The sequence below is a fragment of the Phytobacter sp. RSE-02 genome, assembly GCF_040578655.1.
In the GTDB taxonomy this organism is placed as follows: domain Bacteria; phylum Pseudomonadota; class Gammaproteobacteria; order Enterobacterales; family Enterobacteriaceae; genus Phytobacter; species Phytobacter diazotrophicus.
On sequence record NZ_JBEULY010000006.1, the window covers coordinates 1 to 26,146 of the forward strand.

General features: G+C 52.9%; 25 protein-coding genes. 8 read left to right on the plus strand and 17 right to left on the minus strand.

The features are described from left to right. Positions 1-337: 337 nt before the first annotated feature. Positions 338-904, minus strand: coding sequence for a D-glycero-beta-D-manno-heptose 1,7-bisphosphate 7-phosphatase (gene gmhB, locus ABU190_RS14235; protein ID WP_039078460.1), 567 nt, complete (start codon positions 902-904; stop codon positions 338-340). 188 nt (positions 905-1,092) lie between these two features. Here gmhB and metN point away from each other — a divergent pair, with 188 nt between their 5' ends. The 6 genes from metN (at position 1,093) to proS (ending at position 6,676) form a co-directional block, all read left to right on the plus strand. Further along, entirely contained in the window at positions 1,093-2,124 is a 1,032-nt protein-coding gene (metN, locus tag ABU190_RS14240) for a methionine ABC transporter ATP-binding protein MetN (protein WP_039078459.1), read from the plus strand. Next, positions 2,117-2,770 (plus strand): methionine ABC transporter permease MetI, encoded by a 654-nt coding sequence (locus ABU190_RS14245; RefSeq protein ID WP_039078458.1) that lies wholly within the window; start codon positions 2,117-2,119, stop codon positions 2,768-2,770. Before metN ends, ABU190_RS14245 begins: the two co-directional genes overlap by 8 nt. Positions 2,771-2,813: 43 nt before the next feature. Then, positions 2,814-3,629, plus strand: a complete 816-nt coding sequence (gene metQ / locus ABU190_RS14250; RefSeq protein ID WP_071193686.1) for a methionine ABC transporter substrate-binding lipoprotein MetQ — start codon at positions 2,814-2,816, stop codon at positions 3,627-3,629. 107 nt (positions 3,630-3,736) lie between these two features. After that, positions 3,737-4,141, plus strand: coding sequence for an Rcs stress response system protein RcsF (gene rcsF, locus ABU190_RS14255; RefSeq protein WP_039078456.1), 405 nt, complete (start codon positions 3,737-3,739; stop codon positions 4,139-4,141). Further along, a complete protein-coding gene (tsaA, locus tag ABU190_RS14260) occupies positions 4,138-4,845 on the plus strand; it encodes a tRNA (N6-threonylcarbamoyladenosine(37)-N6)-methyltransferase TrmO (protein WP_354691771.1) in 708 nt (235 codons plus the stop codon). Before rcsF ends, tsaA begins: the two co-directional genes overlap by 4 nt. Positions 4,846-4,957: 112 nt before the next feature. Further along, positions 4,958-6,676: a proline--tRNA ligase gene (gene proS, locus ABU190_RS14265; RefSeq protein ID WP_354691670.1), complete on the plus strand. Its 1,719-nt coding sequence runs from the start codon at positions 4,958-4,960 to the stop codon at positions 6,674-6,676. 32 nt (positions 6,677-6,708) lie between these two features. Here the strand turns inward: proS and nlpE are convergent, their stop codons facing one another. From nlpE to ABU190_RS14280, 3 genes are read right to left on the minus strand one after another with little or no spacing between them, the layout of a single operon-like run. Continuing rightward, the gene (gene nlpE / locus ABU190_RS14270) at positions 6,709-7,407 is read right to left on the minus strand and encodes an envelope stress response activation lipoprotein NlpE (RefSeq protein ID WP_354691671.1); all 699 of its coding nucleotides are present in this window, start codon (positions 7,405-7,407) and stop codon (positions 6,709-6,711) included. A 35-nt stretch (positions 7,408-7,442) separates the two neighbouring features. After that, entirely contained in the window at positions 7,443-7,865 is a 423-nt protein-coding gene (gene arfB / locus ABU190_RS14275; protein ID WP_354691672.1) for an alternative ribosome rescue aminoacyl-tRNA hydrolase ArfB, read from the minus strand. Beyond that, a complete protein-coding gene (locus tag ABU190_RS14280; protein WP_354691673.1) occupies positions 7,862-8,407 on the minus strand; it encodes a YaeQ family protein in 546 nt (181 codons plus the stop codon). Before ABU190_RS14280 ends, arfB begins: the two co-directional genes overlap by 4 nt. Positions 8,408-8,600: 193 nt before the next feature. Here ABU190_RS14280 and ABU190_RS14285 point away from each other — a divergent pair, with 193 nt between their 5' ends. Together ABU190_RS14285 and rof are read left to right on the plus strand one after the other, a co-directional pair. Next, a complete protein-coding gene (locus ABU190_RS14285; protein WP_039078450.1) occupies positions 8,601-8,801 on the plus strand; it encodes a YaeP family protein in 201 nt (66 codons plus the stop codon). After that, on the plus strand, positions 8,788-9,048 hold the full coding sequence (rof, locus tag ABU190_RS14290; protein ID WP_039078449.1) for a Rho-binding antiterminator: 261 nt from the start codon (positions 8,788-8,790) through the stop codon (positions 9,046-9,048). The genes ABU190_RS14285 and rof overlap by 14 nt, the downstream gene beginning before the upstream one ends. A 29-nt stretch (positions 9,049-9,077) precedes the next feature. Here the strand turns inward: rof and tilS are convergent, their stop codons facing one another. The 13 genes from tilS to rseP form a co-directional block, all read right to left on the minus strand. Next, positions 9,078-10,367: a tRNA lysidine(34) synthetase TilS gene (tilS, locus tag ABU190_RS14295; RefSeq protein ID WP_354691772.1), complete on the minus strand. Its 1,290-nt coding sequence runs from the start codon at positions 10,365-10,367 to the stop codon at positions 9,078-9,080. A 69-nt stretch (positions 10,368-10,436) separates the two neighbouring features. Continuing rightward, the gene (locus ABU190_RS14300; protein WP_039078448.1) at positions 10,437-10,826 is read right to left on the minus strand and encodes a VOC family protein; all 390 of its coding nucleotides are present in this window, start codon (positions 10,824-10,826) and stop codon (positions 10,437-10,439) included. A 56-nt stretch (positions 10,827-10,882) separates the two neighbouring features. Then, positions 10,883-13,021 (minus strand): lysine decarboxylase LdcC, encoded by a 2,139-nt coding sequence (locus ABU190_RS14305; protein ID WP_354691674.1) that lies wholly within the window; start codon positions 13,019-13,021, stop codon positions 10,883-10,885. A 106-nt stretch (positions 13,022-13,127) separates the two neighbouring features. Then, positions 13,128-14,087 (minus strand): acetyl-CoA carboxylase carboxyl transferase subunit alpha, encoded by a 960-nt coding sequence (gene accA, locus ABU190_RS14310; RefSeq protein WP_039078446.1) that lies wholly within the window; start codon positions 14,085-14,087, stop codon positions 13,128-13,130. A gap of 12 nt (positions 14,088-14,099) precedes the next feature. Then, the gene (dnaE, locus tag ABU190_RS14315) at positions 14,100-17,582 is read right to left on the minus strand and encodes a DNA polymerase III subunit alpha (RefSeq protein WP_354691675.1); all 3,483 of its coding nucleotides are present in this window, start codon (positions 17,580-17,582) and stop codon (positions 14,100-14,102) included. Positions 17,583-17,607: 25 nt separating this feature from the next. Further along, entirely contained in the window at positions 17,608-18,204 is a 597-nt protein-coding gene (gene rnhB / locus ABU190_RS14320) for a ribonuclease HII (RefSeq protein WP_039078444.1), read from the minus strand. After that, the gene (lpxB, locus tag ABU190_RS14325; RefSeq protein WP_354691676.1) at positions 18,201-19,349 is read right to left on the minus strand and encodes a lipid-A-disaccharide synthase; all 1,149 of its coding nucleotides are present in this window, start codon (positions 19,347-19,349) and stop codon (positions 18,201-18,203) included. Before lpxB ends, rnhB begins: the two co-directional genes overlap by 4 nt. Then, on the minus strand, positions 19,349-20,137 hold the full coding sequence (lpxA, locus tag ABU190_RS14330) for an acyl-ACP--UDP-N-acetylglucosamine O-acyltransferase (RefSeq protein ID WP_039078442.1): 789 nt from the start codon (positions 20,135-20,137) through the stop codon (positions 19,349-19,351). Before lpxA ends, lpxB begins: the two co-directional genes overlap by 1 nt. Positions 20,138-20,140: 3 nt before the next feature. Continuing rightward, positions 20,141-20,596 carry a 3-hydroxyacyl-ACP dehydratase FabZ gene (fabZ, locus tag ABU190_RS14335; protein ID WP_004145858.1) on the minus strand — a complete coding sequence of 152 codons (456 nt, stop codon included), beginning with the start codon at positions 20,594-20,596 and terminating at the stop codon, positions 20,141-20,143. A gap of 104 nt (positions 20,597-20,700) precedes the next feature. Further along, entirely contained in the window at positions 20,701-21,726 is a 1,026-nt protein-coding gene (gene lpxD, locus ABU190_RS14340) for a UDP-3-O-(3-hydroxymyristoyl)glucosamine N-acyltransferase (RefSeq protein WP_039078441.1), read from the minus strand. A 3-nt stretch (positions 21,727-21,729) separates the two neighbouring features. Continuing rightward, positions 21,730-22,224: a molecular chaperone Skp gene (gene skp / locus ABU190_RS14345; protein ID WP_039078473.1), complete on the minus strand. Its 495-nt coding sequence runs from the start codon at positions 22,222-22,224 to the stop codon at positions 21,730-21,732. A gap of 119 nt (positions 22,225-22,343) precedes the next feature. Continuing rightward, the gene (gene bamA / locus ABU190_RS14350) at positions 22,344-24,758 is read right to left on the minus strand and encodes an outer membrane protein assembly factor BamA (RefSeq protein WP_354691677.1); all 2,415 of its coding nucleotides are present in this window, start codon (positions 24,756-24,758) and stop codon (positions 22,344-22,346) included. Between the two features lie 31 nt (positions 24,759-24,789). Further along, positions 24,790-26,139 (minus strand): sigma E protease regulator RseP, encoded by a 1,350-nt coding sequence (gene rseP, locus ABU190_RS14355; protein ID WP_354691678.1) that lies wholly within the window; start codon positions 26,137-26,139, stop codon positions 24,790-24,792. Positions 26,140-26,146: the final 7 nt, after the last annotated feature.

A 26,146-nucleotide genomic window follows, 5' to 3' on the forward strand; every position in this document is an offset into this window, starting at 1 on the left:
GAATTACGTGTTCACTCGTTGAGACTTGGTATTCATTTAGTGTCCGAAGACATCAAGAATCCATGTCACTTTGAGTGCCCACACAGATTGTCTGATAAATTGTTAAAGAGCAGTGCAACGCGGCTTTCGCTCACCGTTGCGAGGTGGCGTATATTACGCTTTCCTCTTTCAGAGTCAACCCGTTATTTCAGGATTTTTCTCTTCAACCAACCCGGCTGTTTGTGTGAAGTGATTCACATCCGCCGTGTCGATGGAGGCGCATTATAGGCAGCCCACGATGAATGACAAGCGAAAAAATGCATTTTTATTTCAACCGCTCATCTTTTCATCATAACGGTTACTTTTGTTGCTTTTTGATAGCCGCAGGCAGGTCCGCAAGGCTATTAATCACCCAATCTGCCGCATTTTCCGCCTCTGGCGTGACGGGCTTGCCGGTACGCACCAGTACTTTCGTTCCCACATCTGCAGCGGTAGCCGCCTGCATATCTTCGAGTTTGTCACCCACCATATAAGAAGCAGACATATCAATGTGCAGATAGTCTCGAGCAGAAATGAGCATGCCCGGATGTGGTTTACGGCAATCACACACCTGGCGGAACTCTTCTACCGTCCCCTGAGGGTGGTGCGGGCAATAATAGATACCATCCAGCTCGACATCGCGATCGGCCAGCGACCAGTCCATCCATTCGGTGAGTGTTTCAAATTGCGCTTCGGTGAATTTACCACGTGCGATACCGGACTGATTGGTCACCACCACCAGCGCGAAGCCCATGGCTTTCAGTTCGCGCATGGCGTCAATGACACCGTCTATAAATTCGAAGTTATCAATTTCGTGCACATAACCGTGGTCGACATTAATAGTGCCATCACGGTCGAGGAAAATTGCGGGTACTGATTTTGCCACCGGGTTGCTCCTGAAAAAGGCATGTGGGCGTAGTATCTCATGTTTCACCGCACAGGAAAGTGCTCATCGCGCAGGGTTCGATTGATTTAGACGTCTGGATGCCTTAACATCCGCCTTGTTTACGGCCATCACCCGTAACAGGCAGAACAAAATGCCACGGCTAACTCTCATACGATAAAAATAATCTGATGATTAAACTTTCCAATATAACCAAAGTATTCCAGCAGGGAACTCGCACCATTCAGGCGTTGAACAATGTCAGCCTGCATGTTCCTGCCGGGCAAATTTATGGCGTCATTGGTGCCTCTGGCGCCGGTAAAAGTACGCTTATTCGCTGCGTTAACCTGCTTGAACGCCCGTCCCAGGGTAGCGTCCAGGTTGACGGACAGGAGCTGACAGCCCTTTCTGAAGCACAACTCACTAAAGCTCGCCGCCAGATTGGCATGATCTTCCAGCACTTTAATTTACTCTCTTCCCGCACCGTGTTTGGTAACGTCGCGTTGCCACTTGAGCTGGATAACACGCCGCGCGAAGAGATTAACCGTCGCGTCAAGGAATTGCTGGACCTGGTTGGACTGGGCGACAAACACGACAGCTATCCGGCGAATCTGTCCGGTGGTCAAAAGCAGCGTGTGGCCATTGCCCGCGCACTGGCGAGCAACCCGAAAGTATTGCTGTGTGATGAAGCCACCAGCGCACTGGACCCGGCAACTACGCGTTCCATTCTGGAGTTGTTGAAAGACATCAACCGTCGCCTGGGCCTGACGATTCTGCTCATCACCCACGAAATGGATGTCGTAAAACGCATTTGCGACTGCGTTGCCGTTATCAGTAATGGTGAACTGATCGAACAGGACACAGTAAGTGAAGTGTTCTCTCATCCCAAAACGCCGCTGGCCCAGCAGTTTATTCAGTCAACGTTGCACCTGGATATCCCTGAGGATTACCAGCAGCGCCTGAAAGATCAGCCACTGGCAGGCAGCGTGCCGATGTTACGCATGGAATTCACCGGTCAATCGGTCGATGCCCCACTGCTTTCTGAGACCGCACGCCGCTATAACGTGAACAACAATATTATCAGTGCGCAAATGGATTACGCCGGTGGCGTGAAATTCGGCATTATGCTGACAGAAATGCACGGCGAGCCGCAGGATACGCAAGCCGCTATTGCCTGGCTTAAGGAACACCATGTGAAAGTAGAGGTGCTGGGTTATGTCTGAGGCAATGATGTGGTTACTGGCGCGTGGCGTCTGGGAAACGCTGGCAATGACCTTCGTATCGGGTTTCTTCGGCTTTGTGCTGGGTCTTCCGGTTGGCGTGCTGCTGTATGTCTCGCGCCCTGGACAAATTTCGGAGAATGCAAAACTCTACCGTACCATTTCGGCGCTGGTGAATATTTTCCGTTCGATCCCGTTCATTATTTTACTGGTCTGGATGATCCCATTCACCCGTATTATCGTGGGAACGTCCATCGGCCTGCAGGCAGCGATTGTGCCTCTGACCGTCGGTGCAGCACCTTTTATTGCCCGTATGGTGGAAAACGCCCTGTTGGAAATCCCGACCGGCCTGATTGAAGCCTCCCGCGCAATGGGCGCAACTCCGATGCAGATCATCCGTAAGGTGCTACTGCCGGAAGCACTGCCGGGTCTGGTCAATGCAGCAACAATTACCCTGATTACCCTGGTGGGTTATTCCGCAATGGGCGGTGCCGTGGGCGCTGGCGGTCTGGGGCAGATTGGCTACCAGTACGGTTACATTGGCTATAACGCCATTGTGATGAATACCGTCCTGGCACTGCTGGTGATTCTGGTTTACTTAATTCAGTTTGCAGGCGATCGTATCGTTCGCTCTGTTACGCATAAATAACGTTGCTCACAACACAACGACTCTGAAAGAAAGGAAAAAACACATGGCTTTTAAATTCAAGACCTTTGCGGCAGTGGGTGCCCTGATTGGTTCTCTGGCTCTGGTAGGTTGTGGTCAGGACGAAAAGAATCCGAACCACATTAAAGTCGGCGTCATCGTCGGTGCTGAACAGCAAGTTGCCGAAGTTGCACAGAAAGTCGCGAAAGAGAAATACGGTCTGGACGTTGAGCTGGTAACCTTTAATGACTACGTTCTGCCGAACGAAGCGCTGAGCAAAGGCGACATCGATGCGAACGCCTTCCAGCACAAACCTTACCTGGATCAGCAGATCAAAGATCGTGGCTATAAACTGGTTGCTGTTGGCAATACCTTTGTTTACCCGATCGCAGGCTACTCCAAAAAAATTAAATCTATTGATGAATTGCAGGAAGGCGCTCAGGTCGCTGTACCGAATGATCCGACTAACCTTGGCCGCTCCCTACTGCTGTTGCAGAAACAGGGCCTGATCAAACTGAAAGATGGTGTTGGCCTGCTGCCGACCGCTCTGGATATTACAGAGAACCCGAAAAACCTGAAAATTGTTGAGCTGGAAGCCCCGCAACTGCCGCGCTCGCTGGACGATGCACAAATCGCACTGGCCGTTATTAACACCACCTACGCCAGCCAGATCAATCTGACGCCAGCAAAAGATGGTATCTTTGTCGAAGATAAAGACTCTCCGTACGTTAACCTGATCGTTACCCGCGAAGACAACAAGGACGCAGAAAACGTGAAGAAATTCGTTCAGGCCTATCAGTCTGACGAAGTCTACGAAGCAGCGAACAAAGTCTTCAATGGCGGTGCGGTGAAAGGCTGGTAATCCGGCCCGTCAGCAATATCCTTCAGGACGGGCTCATGCCCGTCTTGTCATTTGTGCAAGCTCCTGATTCAATAAGCGGCGTTAAGATCATTTTTTGAGGATATATTATGCGTGCTTTACCGATCTGTTTTTTAGCACTCATGCTGAGCGGCTGTTCAATGCTAAGCAGATCTCCTGTCGAACCTGTTCAAAGCACAGCAACCCCGCCTAAAACAGAACCAGCAAAACCGAAACCGCCGCGTCCGACGCCGGTTCGAATCATTACCAATGCTGAAGATTTGGTGGGTAAACCGTTCCGTGATTTAGGTGAAGTGACCGGTGACTCTTGCCAGGCAACCAATCAGGATTCACCTCCGAACATCCCGACCGCCCGTAAACGCATGCAAATCAACGCATCAAAAATGAAAGCGAATGCGGTTCTGCTCCACAGCTGTGAAATCACCAGCGGCACGCCGGGTTGCTACCGTCAGGCTGTATGCGTAGGTTCAGCACTGAACGTCACGGCGAAATGACCACATTTGCCATTGAGCAGATAGGCGTCATCCGCTCCCCCTATAAAGAAAAGTTTGCCGTTCCCCGCCAGCCAGGTCTGGTTAAACACGGAGGCGGCGAACTTCATCTGCTGCCTCCCTATAATCAGGCCGAAGCCGTACGCGGGCTTGAGGCGTTCAGCCATCTCTGGATTGTGTTCATTTTCCACCAGACGATGGCTGGCGGCTGGCGTCCTACGGTACGCCCTCCCCGGCTCGGGGGGAATGCGCGGATGGGGGTTTTTGCCACGCGCTCAACCTTCCGTCCTAATCCGATTGGCATGTCTTTGGTGGAGCTTAAAGGCATTCACTGCGAGAAAGAGCGTGTCATTTTGCAACTGGGCAGTATTGATCTCGTCGACGGCACGCCCGTCGTGGATATCAAACCCTATTTACCCTTTGCTGAGGCTTTGCCACATGCCAGCGCCAGTTATGCGCAGCAGGCCCCCGTCGCGGAGATGGCGGTGTACTTCACACCAGAGCTCGAAGCGGCATTTCCACAGTTAGAAAAGCGTTACCCGCAGCTAAGATCGTTTATTATTGACGTCCTGGCGCAGGACCCGCGCCCGGCATACCGTAAAGATGAGGAAATGGGGAAAACGTACGCGGTCTTGTTGCTGGATTTCAACGTGCGCTGGCGCGTGACCACTGCAGGTTTTGAAGTGTTTGCGCTGGAAGGCCGTTAATTTCTCCTCCCTCTACTTTTGGCATCTCTTTCTCGCTGGTAAACTGAATCACTTTTTTTGAATCAGGCTCCTTTTGAGTCTGTTCCAATCGTCCAAATGGAACCGTAACAACATGCGTACTAGCCAATACCTGCTCTCCACTCTGAAGGAGACACCTGCCGACGCCGAAGTCATCAGCCATCAGTTGATGTTGCGCGCCGGGATGATCCGCAAGCTGGCCTCCGGGTTGTATACCTGGCTGCCGACCGGCGTGCGCGTCCTGAAAAAAGTCGAAAACATCGTGCGTGAAGAGATGAACAACGCCGGTGCGATTGAGGTGTTAATGCCGGTCGTTCAGCCTTCTGAACTGTGGCAAGAGAGTGGTCGTTGGGAGCAGTACGGCCCGGAACTGCTGCGTATTTCTGACCGTGGCGAGCGTCCGTTCGTACTCGGCCCGACTCACGAAGAAGTGATCACCGATCTGATTCGTAACGAGCTCAGCTCTTACAAACAGCTACCGCTGAATTTCTTCCAGATCCAGACCAAGTTCCGTGACGAAGTACGTCCGCGTTTCGGCGTGATGCGTTCCCGTGAATTCCTGATGAAAGATGCCTACTCTTTCCATACTTCTCAGGAATCGCTGCAGGAAACCTACGACGCAATGTATGCCACCTACAGCAAAATCTTTACCCGCATCGGGCTGGAGTTCCGCCCGGTTCAGGCAGATACCGGCTCTATCGGTGGTAGCGCGTCTCATGAGTTCCAGGTACTGGCGCAGAGCGGTGAAGATGACATCGTTTTCTCTGATACCTCTGACTATGCCGCCAACATCGAACTGGCAGAAGCTGTGGCGCCGAAAGCACCGCGTGCAGCGGCAACTCAGGAGATGACGCTGGTTGATACGCCGAACGCGAAAACCATCGCCGAGCTGGTTGAACAGTTCAACCTGCCGATTGAAAAAACCGTCAAGACACTGCTGGTCAAAGCCGTTGAAGGCAGCAGCTACCCGCTGGTCGCCCTGCTGGTACGTGGCGATCACGAACTGAACGAAGTAAAAGCCGAAAAACTGGCACAGGTTGCCAGCCCGCTGACTTTCGCGACCGAAGCTGAAATTCGCGCCGTGGTAAATGCGGGTCCGGGTTCGCTGGGGCCGGTAAACATGCCGATTCCGGTCGTTATCGACCGTACCGTTGCGGCAATGAGCGATTTTGCCGCTGGCGCTAACATTGATGGTAAACACTACTTCGGTATCAACTGGGACCGCGACGTAGCCACCCCGGAGATTGCCGATATCCGTAACGTGGTTGCCGGCGACCCAAGCCCGGACGGTCAGGGGACGCTTCTGATCAAACGCGGTATCGAAGTGGGTCACATCTTCCAGTTAGGTACCAAATACTCTGAAGCGCTGAAGGCGTCCGTTCAGGGTGAAGATGGTCGTAACCAGATCCTGACCATGGGCTGCTACGGTATCGGGGTAACCCGCGTGGTAGCGGCGGCTATTGAGCAAAACTTTGATGACCGCGGTATCGTCTGGCCTGACGCTATCGCGCCGTTCCAGGTGGCGATTCTGCCGATGAACATGCACAAATCTTACCGTGTGCAGGAACTGGCCGAGAAATTGTATGCTGAGCTGAGCGCACAGGGTATCGACGTGCTGATGGACGACCGTAAAGAGCGTCCGGGTGTGATGTTCGCTGATATGGAGCTGATCGGTATTCCGCACACCATCGTGCTGGGCGACCGTAACCTCGACAACGACGATATCGAATACAAATACCGTCGCACTGGCGAAAAACAGATGATCAAGACGGGTGATATCCTGAATTACCTTGTCAGTGCCATCAAGGGCTAACAGTAAAAAGCCTCGCAAATGCGAGGCTTTTTTTATTGGTGATTACAATCTTTTCCGGCTATAAATTTCGCGTTTTTATCCGCCACCAGCGTCTTCTCCATCGCACCGTTATCCGTTTTCGGCTGTAGCGTGAAATGTCCTTCCACCTCCAGCAAAACCGGCTGCGAAGCCTGACCTGCCGCTGCTTTATATTGCTGTTCGAGCCGCGCATCGTTGCTGACTGCAATCCGTTTACCCGTCATACAATCAGCAAACTCCGCCACACTTGCCGTATGCGAATACATGCCACGCATCGCCATCGGCGTTGTCGGTAAGGTCGCCGCGACAGGCTGCAAGATATAATTTAGCTGTGAGTGAATCGGGTTCCCTTCACGATCCAACATTTCCAGCGCACTGCCTTTCGCACGGAAGTAAAGTTTCTCGCCACCTGCATCTGTCAGCACCAGCTTGTCCGCGGTGCGTGCCCATCGCCCGTAAGAGGCAAAATTTGATGGCGCTTTGCCACCCTGATAGCCCTGATTCATCACCCAGGTGCCATCCTTTTCAAGGAACAGTGAGGTTTCGATGCCTTCACAATCTGCGCACGGCAGAATACCGCGCCAGCTCTGTTGCATTGGCTTGAGCTTTTCAGCCCGCACGGGGGAGACGGTTTCCACCTCTCCCCGATTGTTGCACCCCATCAGCGCAAAGAGTGTCATTGCCACAGCCAAAGATACAATCGCTTTATTCACTCTTTCTTCCTTATGAACAGTTCTTATCTCGTCCGTCACTCCTGTGGGCGACGAACCTTCCCTCGTAGCGCTTTTACAGAAGATTTCTGCGCTTTTCCTGCCAGACGCCGCTCTTTCGATGCCCGTGTTGGACGGGTGGCCCGACGGCTTTTTTGCACCACCGTCAGTTCCCTGATTAACGCCACCAGCCGGGCAATCGCCGCTTCTCGATTCATTTCCTGGCTGCGGTACTCCTGCGCCTTGATGATCACCACGCCCTCGGCCGTTAAGAGATGATGCGTTGCTGCCAGCAACTTCTCTTTATAAAACTCGGGCAAGCTGGATGCACGAATATCAAAACGCAGATGGATCGCCGTAGAGGCCTTATTTACATGCTGCCCACCCGCCCCTTGCGCGCGAATCGCCGTAATCTCCAATTCTTCATCAGGAATACTGACATGGCGGGATATCTCAATCATGCGTGCTGTTGCCAGGTCGTCAGGTGGATTTCCAGATTGGTTTGAGTGTCGCTCAGCCAGATAGTTCCTTCCTGGAGAGTAGCTTGCAGTGACATTGTCCGCTCCGCCAGTCCACTCAGCATTGTCAGTTGCTCATCATCCAGGTACCAGATACTCAGATTTTTAAATCCAGCGAGTTTGCTCTGGTTCTGCTGCCACCAGATTTGTGCCGCACGCGAGTTATAGGTGAATAGCGCCACCTCTTTCGACTGCGAACAGGCCTTCTTGATGCGCCGTTCGTCCGGCAATCCGAGTTCGATCCACAGATCGATACCCAGATGATCGTTGCGCAGCCACACTTCGGGCTCGTCATCCGCACACAGCCCACGGGTGAACTGTAGCCGTTCATCGGCGAATTTAATCCATGCCAACAGGCGCAGCATCATGCGCTCCTGCGTCTCGGAAGGATGACGGGCAAGCGTCAATGTGGCATCGAGAAATTGATTCCGGTCTAAATCCGCCACATTCACAGTAGCTTTATAAATGGTTGCTTTGAGCGCCATACCGCCTCCTTTGCATAACAGCGGCTATTGTAGCGAATAAAGATATAACGTGCTGTTATCTCTTATTCTGCGGTTAATTCATCACTCTGATAATGACCCGTCGGGTATGGTATAGTCACCTTGCTAAACAGAGTTAATCTTCGTAGGCTTAATGGTATCTCACAGTAAAGCCAGGGTGCTGACAGGAGGACGTGTGGGAAATTATTGTGAGTTAATACGCCAGCGGTATGCGGAAATTGCCAGCGGAGACTTAGGGTATATCCCGGATGCGTTGGGGTGCGTATTGAAAGTTTTGAATGAAGTGGCTTCGGACGATGCCGTTTCAGAGTCGGTCAGGGAAAAGGCGGCGTATGCTGCCGCGAACTTACTGGTGAGCGATTATGTCAATGAATGATACCTATCAACCCATCAATTGCGACGACTATGACAACCTGGAACTCGCCTGTCAGCATCATCTCCTACTGACGCTCGAGCTCAAAGATGGCGAAACTTTGCAGGCAAAAGCCAGCGATTTAGTATCTCGCAAAAATGTGGAATATTTGGTTGTTGAAATTGCAGGAACAACGCGCGAACTGCGTCTCGACAAAATTGCCAGCTTTAGTCATCCGGAAATCGGCACCGTCGTGGTGAGCGAATCCTGACAGCACTTTCGGGCAGCGCTGACTGCCCGTTACTTCTGCCACATTAGCCGTACGCCTGGCTGCCCATTTTCTGCTTTGCCCTCCTGCGTGACAAACACGCCTGCCGCAGCAATCAGCGACTCACCGTAAAACAGTAGTGGTGTTGTATCCCGACGCCAGGGTGCCACGCCCAACTCCTGCCAGATCTTTTTAAGTTTACGGCCACCGTTACGCCCCTGGATGTGCAAGGTTCCCGTCGCCTGAAAGCGTACAGATACCACTTCGTCAGCGCCCGGTGGACGTAGTTCATCGCCCGGCACAAGGCGCAGAACGCCAAGCCCATCCGGCAACGTCAGCGGCAAAAAAGGATCCGTCCATTGCAGAACTTTTTCGCGCTGGCCCGCAAGCGCTTTAACCCACCACAAATAACCCTGATAACGGCGGATTTCATGATCGCCAAGGCGCAAGCATGGCGCTGCATCCTCTCTGGCTAACGCCACCTCTTGCCAGACCCGTAGCAACATTTCCCGGGCAGGCATCGGCGCCTGCTGCGCGGAAAGCCAACGTCGTAAGATAGCGGCGCGCCGTGCCGCACTTAACGTTTCCAGCGCCGCAATCGACAACCCACCGTCACGGTGTGTCGCCGCCGCAAGCTCGTCTGCCAGCAGTTCATCCAGCAATTGCTCCTGCTCGCCGCACAAGGCCGCACTCCGGGCGACCGCATCGGCAAAATGCGGCCAGCGGGCATTCAATGCCGGCAGAACGCGTAAACGCAGGAAGTTGCGGTCATAGGCATCATCAGCATTGCTCTCGTCTTCAATCCATGACAAACCATGTTGCTGCGCCCAGCGAAGAAGGGCTTCGCGTGTTTCGTTCAACAACGGTCTGAGGAGCATAGTGTCGGCAAACGGCAGCGTTTCCGGCATACCCGCAAGACCGGCCGGACCACTCCCCCGTTTAAGCGCCAGTAAAAACGTTTCGCACTGGTCGTCAAGATGCTGGGCGGTGAGCAGCAATTCTCCGGGGACTAACGCCTGAGTAAAGGCGGCATAGCGGGCTTTTCTCGCCTGCGCTTCAATTCCATTGCCTTCATCCACCAGTTGTACCCGATGAACAACAAGCGGTACCTGCCAGCCATCGCAGACCTGCTGACAATGAGCAGCCCATGCATCCGCATTGGGGCTTAATCCGTGGTGAATATGAATCGCGCGCAGGGAAATGTCCGGCTGCTGCTGACGCCACTGCACCAGACGGTGCAACAGTACTGTCGAATCGAGCCCGCCGCTAAACGCCACCAAAAACTGGCGTTGATGGGCAGGCAAGCGAGAAAGTAAGGGCATGATCATGGCATTAACCGAAACGGAAATAATGCCCGGCACGTTACCGGGCATTCCTGTGACTGGCAAGGCTTACTGCTGATAGAGTTCCAGCGGAAGGTTGTCAGGATCTTTAAAAAAGGTAAAGCGCTTACCGGTGTAAGGGTCAACACGAATCGCTTCGCACGAGACATTGTGCGCTTGCAGGTGAGCAACCGCCTGATCGATATCCACAACGCTAAAGGCCAGATGACGTAATCCGCAGGCTTCCGGCCCACTCGGACGTGCTGGCGGAAAGGGAAACGAAAACAACTCAATGACATACTGGCCATTCAGCGCCAGGTCTCCTTTCCAGGAGTCACGCTCTTCACGATAAACTTCGCTTTGCAGCGTAAAACCCAGGATATCGCAATAGAACGCTTTACTCTTTACATAATCCGTCGCGATGATGGCGATGTGATGTACCTGTTTTAAACCCAGCATAATGTCTCCTTTTGTCTTTGCGCACGTTACCGTTGTGACAGGTAACCCGCAAGAGGCTACGGTCTTTTTAAGACACGTACCCAATAGACGCCATCTTCTCCCCGCTTCGCGCCATGGATATCCGTTTCAAACCCCGGATAGTGCCGCCCTATCGCACAGAGCATTAACAGGAAATCCAAAACCGAGCGGCTCGCTTCGGTGATCATCTCCCCTGGCATCAGTAACGGCACGCCCGGTGGGTAAGGTAAGATCATATTGGCGGAGATACGTCCCGTAAGCCTTTCCAGTTCAATGGTTTCAACATCTCCACGGATTTGCTGCTGCCACGCCTGATGCGGCGTCAGCTTCATTTCCGGCAACACATCAAATGCCCGCAACATCAGTTGCGGCAGATCGTGCTGGCGGATCAATTTATGGATACCCTGCGCAAGATCCTGGATCCGCATATTGCGGTAGAAGTCGGGATCTTCGGCATACAGATCCGGCAGCATGTTCTTCACGCGTAAATTGAGATCGTAGGCACGCTTGAACTCCATTAACCCACGCAGCAGGCCCATGGCACGGGTTTTGTCGATCCCGATACTGAACAGGAACAACAGATTGTAAGGACCCGTTTTTTCAACTACCACGCCGCGCTCATCAAGAAACTTCGCCACCAGCGCCGCCGGAATCCCCTCTTCACTCATATTGCCTTGTTCATCCATACCCGGCGTCAGAATAGTCACCTTGACCGGGTCGAGAAACATGTGGTCTTCGTCAGCATCGCGGAAACCGTGCCAGCTTTCTCCCGGTGCTACCGGCCAGCAATCGGCCTCATTGATCTCCTCGGGCTGCCAGATATCAAAGAACCAGCCATCGGCTTCATCTTTTAACCGCTGTACCTCTTTGCGGAAATGCAAAGCGCGCTCAACCGAACGGTTAATCAGCCGTTTACCGGGGTTACCGCGCAACATTGCCGCCGCGGTCTCAATGGAGGCCACCAGCGGATAGCTTGGCGAGGTAGAGGTGTGCATCATAAAGGCTTCGTTAAAGGTATCTTCGTCATACTCACCTTTCACATGGATAAGCGAGGCCTGCGAAAACGCCGCCAGCATTTTGTGCGTCGATTGCGTTTCGAAAATCACTTTCCCCGGTACCCGCTCACCGCTCATGCCGCTCTTCCCGGCATAAATCGGATGAAAGTTGGTATACGGCACCCAGGCGGAATCGAAATGAATAGAAGGCACATCCAGCGTTTTTTTAATCCAGTCAGTGTTGTATAGCAGCCCATCGTAAGTGGAATTGGTGATAACCGCATGCACCGGCCAGGTTGCACCTGCGGTTGCAGCAATCTTTTGTTCAATGCTGGCATGGGTAAATTCCCGGCGCGGAATACCGGCCAGAATCCCCAGCGCGTTACGTCCCGGTTTTAACCACAGCGGCGTAACGTCGCTCATCATTAACAGATGGGCCAGTGACTTGTGGCAGTTGCGATCAATCAGCAGCGTACTACCCACCGGTGCGGCGTACATACCCACAATTTTATTGGAGGTGGAGGTGCCGTTGGTGACCATATAACTTTGCTCAGCGCCAAAGGTGCGGGCGATATACTCTTCGGCTTCCAGATGCGGCCCGCTATGGTCCAGAAGCGAGCCCAGTTCAGTGACTGAGATAGACACATCCGCTTTTAGTGTGTTGCCACCGAAGAAATCATAAAACAGGCAGCCAACCGGGCTTTTCAGGTAGGCCGTACCCGCCATGTGGCCTGGCGTGCAGAAGGTGTATTTTCCTTCTTTCACATAGGTAAAGAGCGCTTTGGTAAAGGGCGGCGTGATGTTATCGAGATACTCTTTTGTGTACTGCCCGATACGTGTTGCAATGTCATCGGCCATCCCCAGGGCATATTCAAAAAACCACAGCGCCATCCGCATATCTTGTGCGCTGACATCCAGCGTCGAATGGGTGTTAATAAAGGCATAAAGGGGAAGATATTCGTTAAGCTGGTTGATATCGCTGCATAAATCGAGCGTGTACTCGTCCCAGTCGAAAATGACGCCGCAGATACGCGGATTGTGTTCGATGAATTTCAGCAGGTCGCTGCTGTTTTGTGGCCAGATTATCTGAAACCCTTGCGCCTGGAGCGCCTTCTCAAGCTCCTTGATCGGCTCATCTTTGTAAAAGACGCCGTGCGGCCCCATGATGGCAATAATATTCACGGTTACCTCCTGAAAAAAACCTAAGTTAATCATAGCTGAGGTAAACAGGGGGTATAAAAAAAGCCACAACACTGTGTGGCTTTTCAGAATGATCTTTCAATGCTTATCAGGCGTAACCGTAGCTCATCAGACGCTGGTAACGGCGATTACGCAGATCGTCTTTGCTCAGCACGTCCAGATCCGCCAGATCCGCAATCAACTGCGCTTTCAGAGAGGCCGCGATGGCTTCCGGGTTACGGTGTGCGCCGCCTAACGGTTCCGGAATGATCGAGTCGATCAGTTTCAACTCTTTCAGACGCGGTGCAATGATACCCATTGCGTCGGCAGCCAATGGTGCTTTGTCTGCGCTTTTCCACAAAATGGACGCACAGCCTTCCGGCGAGATAACGGAATAGGTGCTGTATTGCAGCATATTCACTTTATCACCCACGCCAATGGCCAGCGCACCGCCAGAACCACCTTCACCGATAACGGTACAAATGACCGGTACGCTCAGACGGGACATTTCTCGCAGGTTACGCGCGATCGCCTCAGACTGACCACGCTCTTCCGCGCCCACGCCAGGGTATGCGCCTGGGGTGTCGATAAAGGTGATGATCGGCATATTGAAACGTTCAGCCATTTCCATCAGGCGCAGCGCTTTGCGATACCCTTCCGGTGCCGGCATACCAAAATTGCGGCGAATTTTTTCTTTGGTTTCACGTCCTTTCTGGTGGCCGATAATCATCACCGGGCGACCGTCAAGGCGAGCGATACCACCGACGATGGCTTTGTCGTCCGCATAAGCGCGGTCGCCAGCCAGCTCGTCGAATTCATCAAATGCGAGGCGGACATAATCCAGGGTGTATGGACGCAGCGGATGGCGTGCCAGCTGAGCGACTTGCCATGCACCAAGATCGGCAAAGATTTTGCGCGTCAGCTCTACGCTTTTTTCACGCAGACGATGCACTTCTTCATCGATGTTAATATCCAGTTTTTCATCCTGACGACTTACTGACGTCAGAGAATCGATTTTCGCTTCCAGCTCGGCAATCGGCTGTTCGAAATCAAGGAAATTCAGACTCATAGTATTCCTGTATTAGTCAAACTCCAGTTCCACCTGCTCCGAACCAATGAGGCCACGGAGATCGTTTAATAAACGATCGCTCGGAGAGACACGCCACGTTGCGCCGAAACGTAATCGTGCACGTGCATCCGCCCTCTGATAGTAGAGATGTACTGGAATGGTCCCCGAGCGATGGGGTTCCAGAGACTGACGGAGTCGGTTCAAAAGCTGGTCATCAATTTGCCTGTCCGTCAGCGAGATAGCAAGCCCGCGCGCATATTTTTCACGAGCTTCGTCAATGTCCATCACTTCGCGGGCGGTCATTTTAAGCCCCCCGCTGAAGTCATCAAAGCTGACCTGTCCGCTGACGATCAGTATGCGGTCTTTTTCCAGCAGTTGCTGATATTTGTCCAGGGCGTCCGTGAACAACATCACTTCCAGACGCCCGGAACGGTCATCCAAAGTACAGATGCCAATACGATTGCCGCGCTTGGTGACCATAACCCGCGCAGCAATCACCAGCCCCGCCGCCGTGGTGACCTTGCCACGTTCGGTCGGGTGCATGTCTTTTAGTCGGTAGCCACCGACGTAACGATCGATCTCTTTCAAATACTGGGTGATCGGATGCCCGGTCAGGTACAGCCCCAGGGTTTCACGTTCACCGTCCAGCACCACCTGCTCTGGCCATGGCTGGCAACTGGCGTAAGACTGTTCCACCTGTTCGGGCTCTTCTGCCAGGACACCGAACATATCCGCCTGACCAATCGCTTCCGCTTTCGCATGCTGATCTGCCGCTTTCAGGGCGTCGCCGAGGGAATTCATCAGCGCGGCACGATGCGGCCCAAGGCGGTCAAACGCCCCGGACATTATCAGTTTTTCCAGCACCCGGCGATTGAGTTTTTTGGTGTCGGTACGGGCACAGAGATCAAACAGCTCCCGGAAATAGCCGCCGTTATTACGAGCCTCGAGGATCGCTTCAATCGGGCCTTCACCCACGCCCTTGATAGCCCCAATGCCGTAAACAATTTCACCGTCGTCATTCACGTGGAAATGGTACAGACCAGAGTTGATATCCGGCGGCAGGATCTTGAGCCCCATGCGCCAGCATTCGTCCACCAGGCCTACCACCTTCTCGGTGTTGTCCATATCGGCGGTCATTACCGCCGCCATAAACTCTGCCGGATAGTGCGCTTTCAGCCACAGCGTCTGGTATGAGACTAAAGCATAGGCAGCAGAGTGCGATTTGTTAAATCCGTACCCGGCGAATTTCTCCACCAGGTCGAAGATTTTCATCGCCAGCTCGCCGTCAACGCCATTTTTCTTCGCCCCTTCTTCGAAGGTCCCGCGCTGCTTGGCCATCTCCTCCGGCTTTTTCTTACCCATCGCACGACGCAGCATGTCCGCGCCGCCGAGGGTATAGCCAGAAAGCACCTGGGCTATCTGCATCACCTGTTCCTGATACAAGATGATGCCGTAGGTCGGCTCCAGTACCGGTTTCAGACTCTCATGCTGCCACTGCACGTCCGGGTAGGAAATCTCTTCGCGCCCGTGCTTACGGTCGATAAAGTTATCCACCATTCCCGACTGCAATGGGCCCGGACGGAACAGGGCCACCAGGGCTATCATATCTTCGAAGCAGTCAGGCTGCAGACGCTTGATCAAGTCTTTCATACCGCGGGATTCAAGCTGGAAGACCGCTGTGGTTTCCGAGCGCTGCAGCATGTCGAAGCTTTTCTTGTCATCGAGCGGGATAGCGGCGATATCAAGCGGTGGCTCGCCGTTCTTCTCACGACGGGCGTTGATCATTTCCAGCGCCCAGTTGATGATGGTGAGCGTACGCAGCCCCAGGAAGTCGAACTTCACGAGACCCGCGTATTCCACGTCGTTCTTATCAAACTGGGTGACCGGATGTTGCCCCGCTTCATCACAATAGAGCGGTGCAAAATCGGTGATTTTGGTCGGCGCGATAACCACACCACCGGCGTGTTTACCGGCGTTACGCGTGACGCCTTCCAGCTTACGCGCCATATCAATTAGCGCCCTGACTTCCTCGTCAGCCTCGTAGATTTCTGGCAGTTGCGGTTCCGCTTCAAAGGCTTTCGCCAACGTCATACCGGGATCGGGCGGAACCAACTTAGAAATACGATCAACAAAGCCGTACGGGTGCCCCAGCACGCGGCCTACGTCGCGAATAACCGCTTTTGCCGCCATCGTACCGAAGGTGATGATCTGCGATACCGCATCACGCCCGTACATATCTGCTACGTGCTCAATAACCTGATCGCGTTTTTCCATACAGAAGTCGACGTCAAAGTCGGGCATGGAGACTCGTTCCGGGTTAAGGAAACGTTCGAACAGCAGATCGAACTCCAGTGGGTCGAGGTCGGTAATTTTCAGCGCATAGGCTACCAGCGAACCCGCACCGGAGCCTCGCCCCGGGCCTACCGGTACACCGTTATCTTTCGACCACTGGATAAATTCCATAACGATAAGGAAGTAGCCCGGGAACCCCATCTGGTTAATAACCTGGAGTTCAATATCCAGACGTTCATCATACTCAGGACGTTTCTCTTTACGGACCGCCTCATCCGGGAAAAGGAATGCCAGGCGCTCTTCCAGGCCCTCTTTCGACTTCGCGACAAGAAAATCTTCGGTGGTCATATCCCCGGTCGGGAATTGGGGCAGGAAGTATTCGCCCAGACGCACCGTGACATTACAACGTTTGGCGATTTCTACCGTGTTTTCGAGTGCTTCCGGGATGTCAGAGAAAAGCTCACACATCTCGTCTTCGCTGCGCATATATTGCTGCGCAGAGTAATTACGCGGACGTTTGGGGTCATCAAGGGTAAAGCCGTCGTGAATCGCGACACGGATTTCATGGGCATCGAAGTCGCCCGCATCGATAAAACGCACGTCATTGGTCGCCACAACAGGCAGACCGCGTTCTTCGGCGAGCCGTACCGCCGCATGCAAATAGTTCTCTTCGTCCGCGCGACCGGTACGAATCAGTTCGAGATAATAGTTGTTGGGGAAATGCTCTTCGTAAAACGCCACGCACTGCTCGACCAGCGCGCTATTACCGCGCATCAGACTTTTACCAACATCCCCCATCCGGGCACCAGACAACAGGATCAGCCCGTCTTTCAGCTCAACCAGCCAGTCGCGGTCAATCCACGGCCCCGCCGCCCCGTATCCACGCTGATAGGCACGAGAAATTAGCAGCGTCAGGTTTTGATAGCCGACGTTGTTTGCTGCCAGTATAGTGAGCTGCGTCAGTTCGTCCGCGAGGAGTTCGCTCTGAACATGAAAATCGGCCCCCACGATCGGTTTTAACCCCGCGCCATGGGCCGTTCCGTAGAACTTCACCAGGCCACACAGGTTGGTAAAATCGGTGATCGCCAGCGCTGGCATGCCGAGCGCGGCCGCCTTTTTCACCAGCGGCCCGGTTTTCGCCAGCCCGTCTATCATGGAGTAGTCGCTATGCACCCGCAGGTGTACGAAACGTGGTTCAGCCATTTTCAGATCTCTTCACGTCACAGAATCAGGACACAAGGCCCAGCACGCGTTTGACGGGCGCAAAGCTGCGCCGATGATGTTCCGTTGCGCCATGCTCAGCCAGTTTTTCCAGATGGAAAGCGGTTGGATAGCCTTTATGCTGCGCGAAACCGTATTGAGGAAAAGTCAGATCGAGCGTGGCCATTTCTGCATCACGAGTGACCTTCGCCAGAATGGAGGCGGCGCTGATTTCAGGCACCCGACTGTCACCTTTTACAACCGCCAGAGAAGGCATCGGTAGTTTGGGGCAACGGTTGCCATCAATGAGAACATACTCCGGAATAATACCCAAACCAGCGACCGCACGCTGCATTGCCAGCATCGTGGCATGCAGAATATTTAACTCGTCGATTTCGTGCGGCTCTGCACGGCCCAGACTCCAGGCCAGCGCCTTCTCTTTGATCTCGTCAAACAATGCCAGACGGCGTTTCTCAGATAATTTTTTCGAGTCATTAAGACCGATAATGGGACGCGCCGGATCGAGGATAACAGCAGCAGTCACCACCGCGCCAACCAACGGGCCGCGTCCAACTTCATCCACACCGGCAACCAGGTGTGTATGGGGGTAAATAAATTCCATCATTGTGCCAACTCCAGTACGGCATTTGCGGCCTGCTCATCGGCATTACAGCGGATCTGCAGATGCAGCTCCCGGAAAATATCGTGCATCGCATGGCTGGTTTTGCCATTTGCTAACAGGGGAAGTAACGCATCAGCCAGCGCCTGAGGCTGACATTCATCCTGCAGCAGCTCTTTAACAAGCTCACGACCCGCCAGTAAATTGGGCAGCGACACGTAATCGGTTTTAACCAGACGCTTCGCCAGCCAGAAGGTAAACGGCTTCATCCGATAACCCACCACCATCGGGCATTTCGCCAGCATGCACTCCAGCGCGGCTGTGCCGGATGCCAGCAATGCAGCATCACTGGCAATCATCGCTTCCCGCGCCTGGCCATCCAGCATATGTACGCGCAGATCAGGGGCAACATCCGCTTTGATGCGTTCAAACTGCTCGCGACGCTTTGCATTCACCAACGGCACAACAACTTCCAGGTCCGGATAATGCTTACGCAACAGTTGCGCCGTACGCAAAAAGTCAGCGCTCAGCATCTCAACCTCTGCGCCACGGCTGCCCGGAAGTAACGCAAGGCAGTGCGCGTCATAGGGAATGCCTAATGTGTCCCGCGCCGCATTTTTATCCGGATCCAGCGGCATCGCATCCGCCATGGTATGGCCGATAAAACGACAGGGAACATTGAATCTATCGTAAAACGCTTTTTCGAAAGGCAGAAATGCGAGCACCAGGTCGGTGGCTCTGCCTATTTTGAAAACGCGTTTCTGGCGCCAGGCCCATACCGAAGGGCTGACATAATGAATGGTCCTGATGCCCTTCTTTTTCAGGTTCCCCTCAAGGGTAATATTGAAATCGGGTGCATCAATGCCGACAAAGACATCGGGTTTAAGCTCGCTAAAGCGACGCGTGAGGTCGGCACGGATATGCAGCAGACGTCGCAGGCGACCAAGCACCTCGACAATCCCCATCACCGCCAGCTCTTCCATTTCGTACCAGGCCTCGCAGCCTTCAGCCTGCATACGCGGCCCGGCAACACCGACGAAGCGCGCATCGGGCATACGCGCTCTCAGTGCGCGGATGAGACCCGCACCAAGAATATCGCCGGAGGTTTCTCCGGCGACGAGGGCAATCGTTAACGGACGACGTTCGACCATTACCGAATTAAACCACGCGTGGAACGTTCAAAAAACGCCATGAACGTTTTCACTTCCGGATGCTGTTCTGCCAGCTCGGCAATTTCAGGTTTCGCTTCATCCAGCGTTTTGCCGCTGCGGTACAGCAGTTTATACGCGTTACGGATTGCGGTGATCGCTTCACGGCTAAAGCCACGACGCTTAAGACCTTCAATATTTACACCAAACGGAGTGGCGTGATTACCCTGAGCAATCACGAACGGTGGAACGTCCTGTGCGACACCAGAACAGCCGCCAACCATAACGTGCGCACCGATAATGCAGAACTGGTGCACCGCGGTCATACCGCCGATGATCGCGAAATCATCAACGGAAACGTGGCCTGCCAGTGTGGCGTTATTCGCCAGAATGCAGCGGCTGCCAACGGTGCAATCATGCGCAACGTGCGCATTGACCATCAGCAGGTTGTCGCTGCCCACCTTCGTCAACCCACCGCCTTGTACCGTGCCACGGTGAATGGTGACGCTTTCGCGGATGCGGTTGCGATCGCCAATTTCCACGCGGGTCGGTTCACCAGCATATTTCAGATCCTGGTTAACCTCGCCGATGGAAGCGAACTGATAAATCTCGTTATCGCGACCAATTTTGGTATGGCCATTAATAACAACATGAGACTTCAGTACGGTGCCTTCGCCGATTTCGACGTTAGCACCAACAATACAAAACGGACCAATGTGAGCGTTAGCACCAATAACGGCACCGTCTTCAACAATGGCAGAAGGATGAATAAAGGCGGTTTTATCAATCACGTATCAGGCCTCCCGGCTACGTGCACACATCATAGTAGCTTCACAAACAACTTTACCGTCTACCAGCGCGACACCCTTGAAGCGAGTCAGGCCACGGCGCGTTTTTTCGAAAGTTACTTCCATGATCATTTGATCGCCTGGCACAACCGGACGCTTAAAGCGCGCTTCATCGATACCTGCGAAGTAGTAGAGCTCGCCTGGTTCCAGTTTACCGACGCTTTTGAACGCCAGAATACCGGTTGCCTGCGCCATCGCTTCCAGAATCAACACGCCAGGTAAAATCGGTTTGCCTGGGAAATGCCCCTGGAAAAACGGCTCATTTACCGAAACATTTTTAACTGCGCGCAGAAAACGACCTTCTTCAAAGTCCAGCACACGGTCTACCAGCAAAAACGGGTAACGGTGCGGCAGAAGCTCCAGAATCTCTTCAATGTGCAGAGTATGAGTGTCAGTAGTCAAAATACTCTTCCTGTCTAAATATACTAAAAGGCCATAATAACACGGCCCGCGGCAATCGTAAGAATGCCGACAGGCCGGGAAGTTTAAACGTAGCGAGCGAGCTATTAGTCTTCTTTATTGACTTTACGCTCAATAGCTTTGAGGCGCTTGCTCATGTCATCAATGTTCATCACCAGGGCTGCGGTTTTACGCCACACCTTGTTCGGCTGTAGCGGGATGCCGGAGGAATAAATTCCTGGCTCGGTGATAGGACGCATCACCATCCCCATTCCCGTCACGGTGACTTTATCGCAGATTTCCATATGCCCGTTGATAACGCTGGCACCGCCAATCATGCAATAACGGCCAATTTTCAAACTACCCGCCATGATGACGCCACCAGCAACCGCGGTATTGTCGCCAATCACGACGTTATGTGCAATCTGGCACTGGTTATCAATGATGACACCGTTACCAATACGGGTATCATCCAGCGCACCGCGATCGATAGTGGTACATGCACCAATTTCAACACGATCGCCGATGATGACACGACCAAGTTGAGGGATCTTAACCCAGGTGCCGCGATCGTTAGCATAACCAAAACCATCAGAACCGATCACGGTGCCCGATTGAATCAGGCAATTCTCACCGATCTCGATTTCATGGTAAATGGTCACATTGGCCCATAAACGGGAGCCCGCACCAATTTTCGTATTTTTCCCAACGAAGCAGCCGGGGCCAATGACGACATTGTCGCCAAGCGTCACGCCGGATTCGATGACCGCGTTTGCGCCAATCGCCACGTTGTTTCCCAGCGTAGCATCGGGATCGATCACCGCCCCTGGGGCGATGTTCTGGGCCGGTTGCGGCGTGGTATCAAGAATTTGGGCCATGCGCGCGTATGTCAGGTAGGGGTTTTTAACTACCAGAGCCGCACTCGTGGCAAAAGGAAGATCGTCCTGCGTCATGACGACAGCAGACGCCTGACAGGCAGCTAAGCTTTCACGGTACTTTGGATTTACCATGAAGGTGATTTGCCCTGCTTTAGCGGATTGCATGGACGCAACGCCGGTGATGACGATATCGCCATCACCGTGTAACTCTGCATCCAACTGTTGAGCTAAATCAGACAGTCGAATTGAAGGCATTACTTATTTAACCTGTTTCAGTACATCAGCAGTGATGTCTTTAACGTCATTGCTGTTGTAGATAGCGGCGTTAGAAGGAATAACCAGATCCACGCCCTGATCGGAAGCAACTTTCTTCACAGCAGCCTGAATTTTGGTCATCAGCTTGCCACGTTCTTCGTTAGAACGACGAGCCTGATCCTGCTCGAAAGCCTGACCTTTCTGTGCCAGATCCTGACGCTGAGCCTGGATATCTTTTTCCAGCTTAGTACGATCGGCCGCTTTCATTGTGGAACCGTCACGCTGATAGCGCTGCATTTTAGTCTGCAGGTCAGATTCCATACGCTGCAGTTCGCTGGCACGGCCACTGAATTCGTTTTTCATTGTCTGAGAAACGCCAGAAGTCTGCGCAACCTGTTGGAACAGGCTGTTCATGTCTACGACCGCAATTTTATCGGCCGCCTGAGCAGACGTTGCCATTGCCAAACCTACACCTGCAGCTAATAACCACTTTTTCACAATTAACTCCTCACCATCCCGTTTGTACCCGAAGGTACCGTTCTTTGCGTTGGCAGGCAGTACGAAGCGCACTGCCTCACCATCACGACACTACTTATGCATTCCTTCGCTGCGGCAAGTTACCAGGTTTTACCAATGTTAAACTGGAACTGTTCTGCCTTGTCTCCATCGTATTTCTTAAACGGCTGGGCGTAGGAGAAAACCAACGGCCCCAATGGGGACATCCATTGTAAGGCGATACCCGCGGACATACGGATATTGCTCGGGTCACTGTAATCCGGTATGCCTAAAGCTTTCATATCAGCAGTGTTTTGCCAGTTGGTATCCCAAACGGTACCTGCATCCCAGAAGAACGATGTGCGCACAGAATTCGCATATTTATCACTGATAAATGGCGTCGGCGTGATGAACTCTACGCTTGCCACGCCCATTGCGTTACCGCCCACGGCGTCATTAGAGCTACAGTATTTCTTAGTCGTCGAATCACAGTTATCCAGCCCCTTCGCACCGTAATAAACTGCTTTCGGACCAATGTTGTTGGACTGGAAACCACGAACGCTGCTGGAACCGCCAGCATAGAAGTTCTCATAGAACGGCAGCTCTTTACCACTTAAGCCGTCACCGTAACCCCAACGTGTACGTCCCAGAACAACCCATTTATGATCGTCATCGATCGGGAAGTAGGAAGCCGTATCAATCGTAACTTTGTAGAACTCGTTATCGGAACCCGGAATCGTCACCTTACCATTCAGGTTGACACGTGAGCCCTTGGTCGGGAAGTAACCCCGGTCAAGGTTGTTGTATGTCCAACCATAGTTGAAGGTGAAGTCGTTTGCTGTGAAACCGTTATTATCGTCGGTTTTACTGGCGCTTTGACCAATGGAATCCAGATAACGCCACATCGCCACCTGCGGTTCCATCTTAGACAGATCGTTATGGACATAGCCTAAGCCCACACGCAGGGTATTGTATTCGTTAACCGGGAAACCTAACGTGCCATCCAGACCATAACTTTTGTTGGTGTAGGAAGACAGATCAGCATCGTCAGCTTTAAAGTCATTGTAGAAGATACGCCCGCCGAGACTCACACCATCCACCGTAAAGTACGGGTTGGTCACCGAGAATTCGGAATAGGTCTGGTAGTCGTTCTTCGTACCGTTGATACCCACGGAGTAGCCAGTACCCAGCCAGTTGTCCTGCTGGACACCTACCTGGAAGCTAACACCGCTCTCTGTACCGTAGCCAACACCGAAGTTGAAGCTACCAGTGTTACGCTCTTTAACTTTGTACACGACGTCAACCTGGTCCGGGCTGCCCGGCACACGCTGCGTATCGGTATCTACCGTTTCGAAGTAACCCAGACGGTTCAGACGCTCTTTACCCTGATCTACAAGGTCGCTGCCCAGCCAGGCACCTTCCATCTGACGCATCTCGCGGCGCAGAACGGCATCTTTCGAAGTATCGTTACCTTCGAAGCGAATTTTACGCACGTAATAACGGTTACCCGCATCGACGTTCACATGCAGCTTAACGGTTTTATCCGTATCGTTGATTTCCGGCTGCGACTGAACGCGCGGGTAGGCATAACCATAGCGACCAAGAAGTTTTTTAATGTCATCTTCCATTTTGGTCACTTTGGTGCCGTTATACAGCTCGCCCGGCTGGATTTTGGTGAGGCTTTCAATCTCCGCAGAGTGACCCGCCAGATTGCCGCTGACTTCAACACCAGAGAGTTTGTACTGATCCCCTTCGGTCACGTTGACGGTGATGTAGATACCTTTTTTATCCGGCGTCAGACTCACCTGCGTGGAATCAATATTAAAACGCGCATAACCGCGATCCAGATAGTAACTACGCAGGGTTTCAAGATCGCCCGCCAGTTTCTGTTTCTGGTACTTGCGATCGCCCACCACGTTCCACCATGGCACTTCATCGCGCAACTGGAAGGTGGAGATCAGCTCTTCGGTCGTAAACGCATGGTTCCCGACGATGTTGATCTGTTGGATCTGGGCTGATACGCCTTCCTGGAAGACCAGTTTAAGGTCAACACGGTTACGTGGCAGAGGCGTAACGACCGCCTTCACGCTGGCACTGTATTTACCGACACTGTAATAGAAATCTTCCAGACCTTTTTCGATATCAGACAGTGTGGTGCGATCCAGAGATTCACCAACACGTACGCCTGAAGCTTCAAGGTTCTGCTTCAGCATGTCATCTTTCACCGACTTGTTACCGGAGAAAGTGATACTGGCGATTGTCGGCCGTTCTTTTACCTGAACGAGGAGGGTATCACCGTCGCGGAGTACGCGAACATCCTCGAAGTTACCAGTGGCAAACAGGGCGCGGATGGTGTTACTGATGTCTTCATCATTCACCGTGTCGCCTGGGCGAACCGGCATACTGAGGAGGGCCGCACCAACGGCGACACGCTGCAGGCCTTCGAAATGAATGTCCTTCACTACGAACCCGTCAGCACCGTATACGGTGGCGCTGCTAAACAGCAGCGACGCTATGAGCAACTTTTTCATCGCCATCGTTATTATGCGTTCTTCCTAACAAACTCTCTTACAACCGAGAGAAATCATTGAAAAGTGCAAGCCCCATTAACAACACCAGCAAAATCGAGCCAATGCGATAACTAAAGTCTTGAACCCGCTCGGATACCGGTCCGCCTTTCAGCTTCTCAATCGCTAAAAACAGCAGATGCCCCCCGTCGAGGACAGGTAATGGGAACAGATTGATGATACCTAAGTTCACGCTTATCAACGCGAGGAACATCAGGTAGTAAATCAACCCGAACTCTGCTGACATCCCAGCCCCCTGAGCGATTGAGATCGGCCCACTGAGGTTGTTCAGTTTTACGTCACCGGTTATCAATTTCCCCAACATACTGACCGTCAGCTTCATCAACTGCCACGTTTTGTCCGTAGCTTCAGCGATGGCGCTAAATGGCCCGTACTGGCGTACTGTCTTATATTCATCCGGCAGCGGGATAATTTTCGGCACAACGCCGGCAAAACCCTCTGCCTTGTTACCGGGTTTCGCATCCGGTATTAGCGTTAAAGACAAGGGACTCCCATGCCTTTCAATGTCCAGTGCTAACGGTGTGCCCGGATTATCGCGCACCAGGGTGACAAACGTCATCCACTGCGTTAGTTGCTGACCATCGACTTTAACGATCCTGTCGCCAGCTTGCAAACCTGCTTTGCTTGCAGCCGAGCCTAATTGTACCTCAGCTAATACCGGTTCAATCTGCGCACCGCGAGGACGAATCCCTAATGACGCGACCGGGTCGTCTTTATCAGGTGCAAAATTCCACTGTTGTAAATCGAGAACTTTGTCCTGGCGGTTATTGCTCCCAAACGGAGCCACGCTGAGTGTGGTTTGCCTGTCACCAATTTTGGCGATCAGCTGCAAACGTACTGCGTCCCAATCAGGCGTTTCGATACCATCAATCGCTTTAAGTTCCGTTCCTGGCGTAATTTGCGCATTTGCCGCGATGGAATTGGGCGCAATTTCACCAATAACCGGGCGAACACCCGGTACACCGATGATAAACACCAGCCAGTAAGCCACGATAGCAAAGAGGAAATTGGCGATCGGTCCCGCCGCGATAACCGCGGCACGCTGGCCAACGGTTTTATTGTTGAAGGCATAATGGCGCATTTCCGGCGTCACCGGTTCAACGCGCTCATCCAGCATTTTGACGTAACCACCAAGCGGAATGACGGCAATAACGAATTCCGTACCTTGCTTGTCCTTGCGGCGCCAGAGCGCTTTGCCGAAACCAATGGAAAAACGCTCGACTCTCACGCCGCAACGGCGAGCAACCCAGAAATGGCCAAATTCATGCACGGTGATCAGAACACCAAGCGCAACAATGAACGACGCCAAATCCCAGAGAAAGCTCAGCATAAAACCG

Excerpts from the sequence above, each read along its gene's own strand:
- metQ (WP_071193686.1), top strand. The coding sequence starts at position 2,814 with ATGGCTTTTAAATTCAAGACCTTTGCGGCAGTGGGTGCCCTGATTGGT.
- rnhB (WP_039078444.1), bottom strand. The coding sequence starts at position 18,204 with ATGATGGAATTTATTTACCCCCATACACACCTGGTTGCCGGTGTGGAT.
- rcsF (WP_039078456.1), top strand. The coding sequence starts at position 3,737 with ATGCGTGCTTTACCGATCTGTTTTTTAGCACTCATGCTGAGCGGCTGT.
- accA (WP_039078446.1), bottom strand. The coding sequence starts at position 14,087 with ATGAGTCTGAATTTCCTTGATTTCGAACAGCCGATTGCCGAGCTGGAA.
- lpxD (WP_039078441.1), bottom strand. The coding sequence starts at position 21,726 with ATGCCTTCAATTCGACTGTCTGATTTAGCTCAACAGTTGGATGCAGAG.
- metN (WP_039078459.1), top strand. The coding sequence starts at position 1,093 with ATGATTAAACTTTCCAATATAACCAAAGTATTCCAGCAGGGAACTCGC.
- dnaE (WP_354691675.1), bottom strand. The coding sequence starts at position 17,582 with ATGGCTGAACCACGTTTCGTACACCTGCGGGTGCATAGCGACTACTCC.
- lpxB (WP_354691676.1), bottom strand. The coding sequence starts at position 19,349 with ATGGTCGAACGTCGTCCGTTAACGATTGCCCTCGTCGCCGGAGAAACC.
- ABU190_RS14280 (WP_354691673.1), bottom strand. The coding sequence starts at position 8,407 with ATGGCGCTCAAAGCAACCATTTATAAAGCTACTGTGAATGTGGCGGAT.
- proS (WP_354691670.1), top strand. The coding sequence starts at position 4,958 with ATGCGTACTAGCCAATACCTGCTCTCCACTCTGAAGGAGACACCTGCC.
- tsaA (WP_354691771.1), top strand. The coding sequence starts at position 4,138 with ATGACCACATTTGCCATTGAGCAGATAGGCGTCATCCGCTCCCCCTAT.
- rof (WP_039078449.1), top strand. The coding sequence starts at position 8,788 with ATGTCAATGAATGATACCTATCAACCCATCAATTGCGACGACTATGAC.
- arfB (WP_354691672.1), bottom strand. The coding sequence starts at position 7,865 with ATGATTGAGATATCCCGCCATGTCAGTATTCCTGATGAAGAATTGGAG.
- rseP (WP_354691678.1), bottom strand. The coding sequence starts at position 26,139 with ATGCTGAGCTTTCTCTGGGATTTGGCGTCGTTCATTGTTGCGCTTGGT.
- tilS (WP_354691772.1), bottom strand. The coding sequence starts at position 10,367 with ATGCCCTTACTTTCTCGCTTGCCTGCCCATCAACGCCAGTTTTTGGTG.
- ABU190_RS14245 (WP_039078458.1), top strand. The coding sequence starts at position 2,117 with ATGTCTGAGGCAATGATGTGGTTACTGGCGCGTGGCGTCTGGGAAACG.
- bamA (WP_354691677.1), bottom strand. The coding sequence starts at position 24,758 with ATGGCGATGAAAAAGTTGCTCATAGCGTCGCTGCTGTTTAGCAGCGCC.
- ABU190_RS14300 (WP_039078448.1), bottom strand. The coding sequence starts at position 10,826 with ATGCTGGGTTTAAAACAGGTACATCACATCGCCATCATCGCGACGGAT.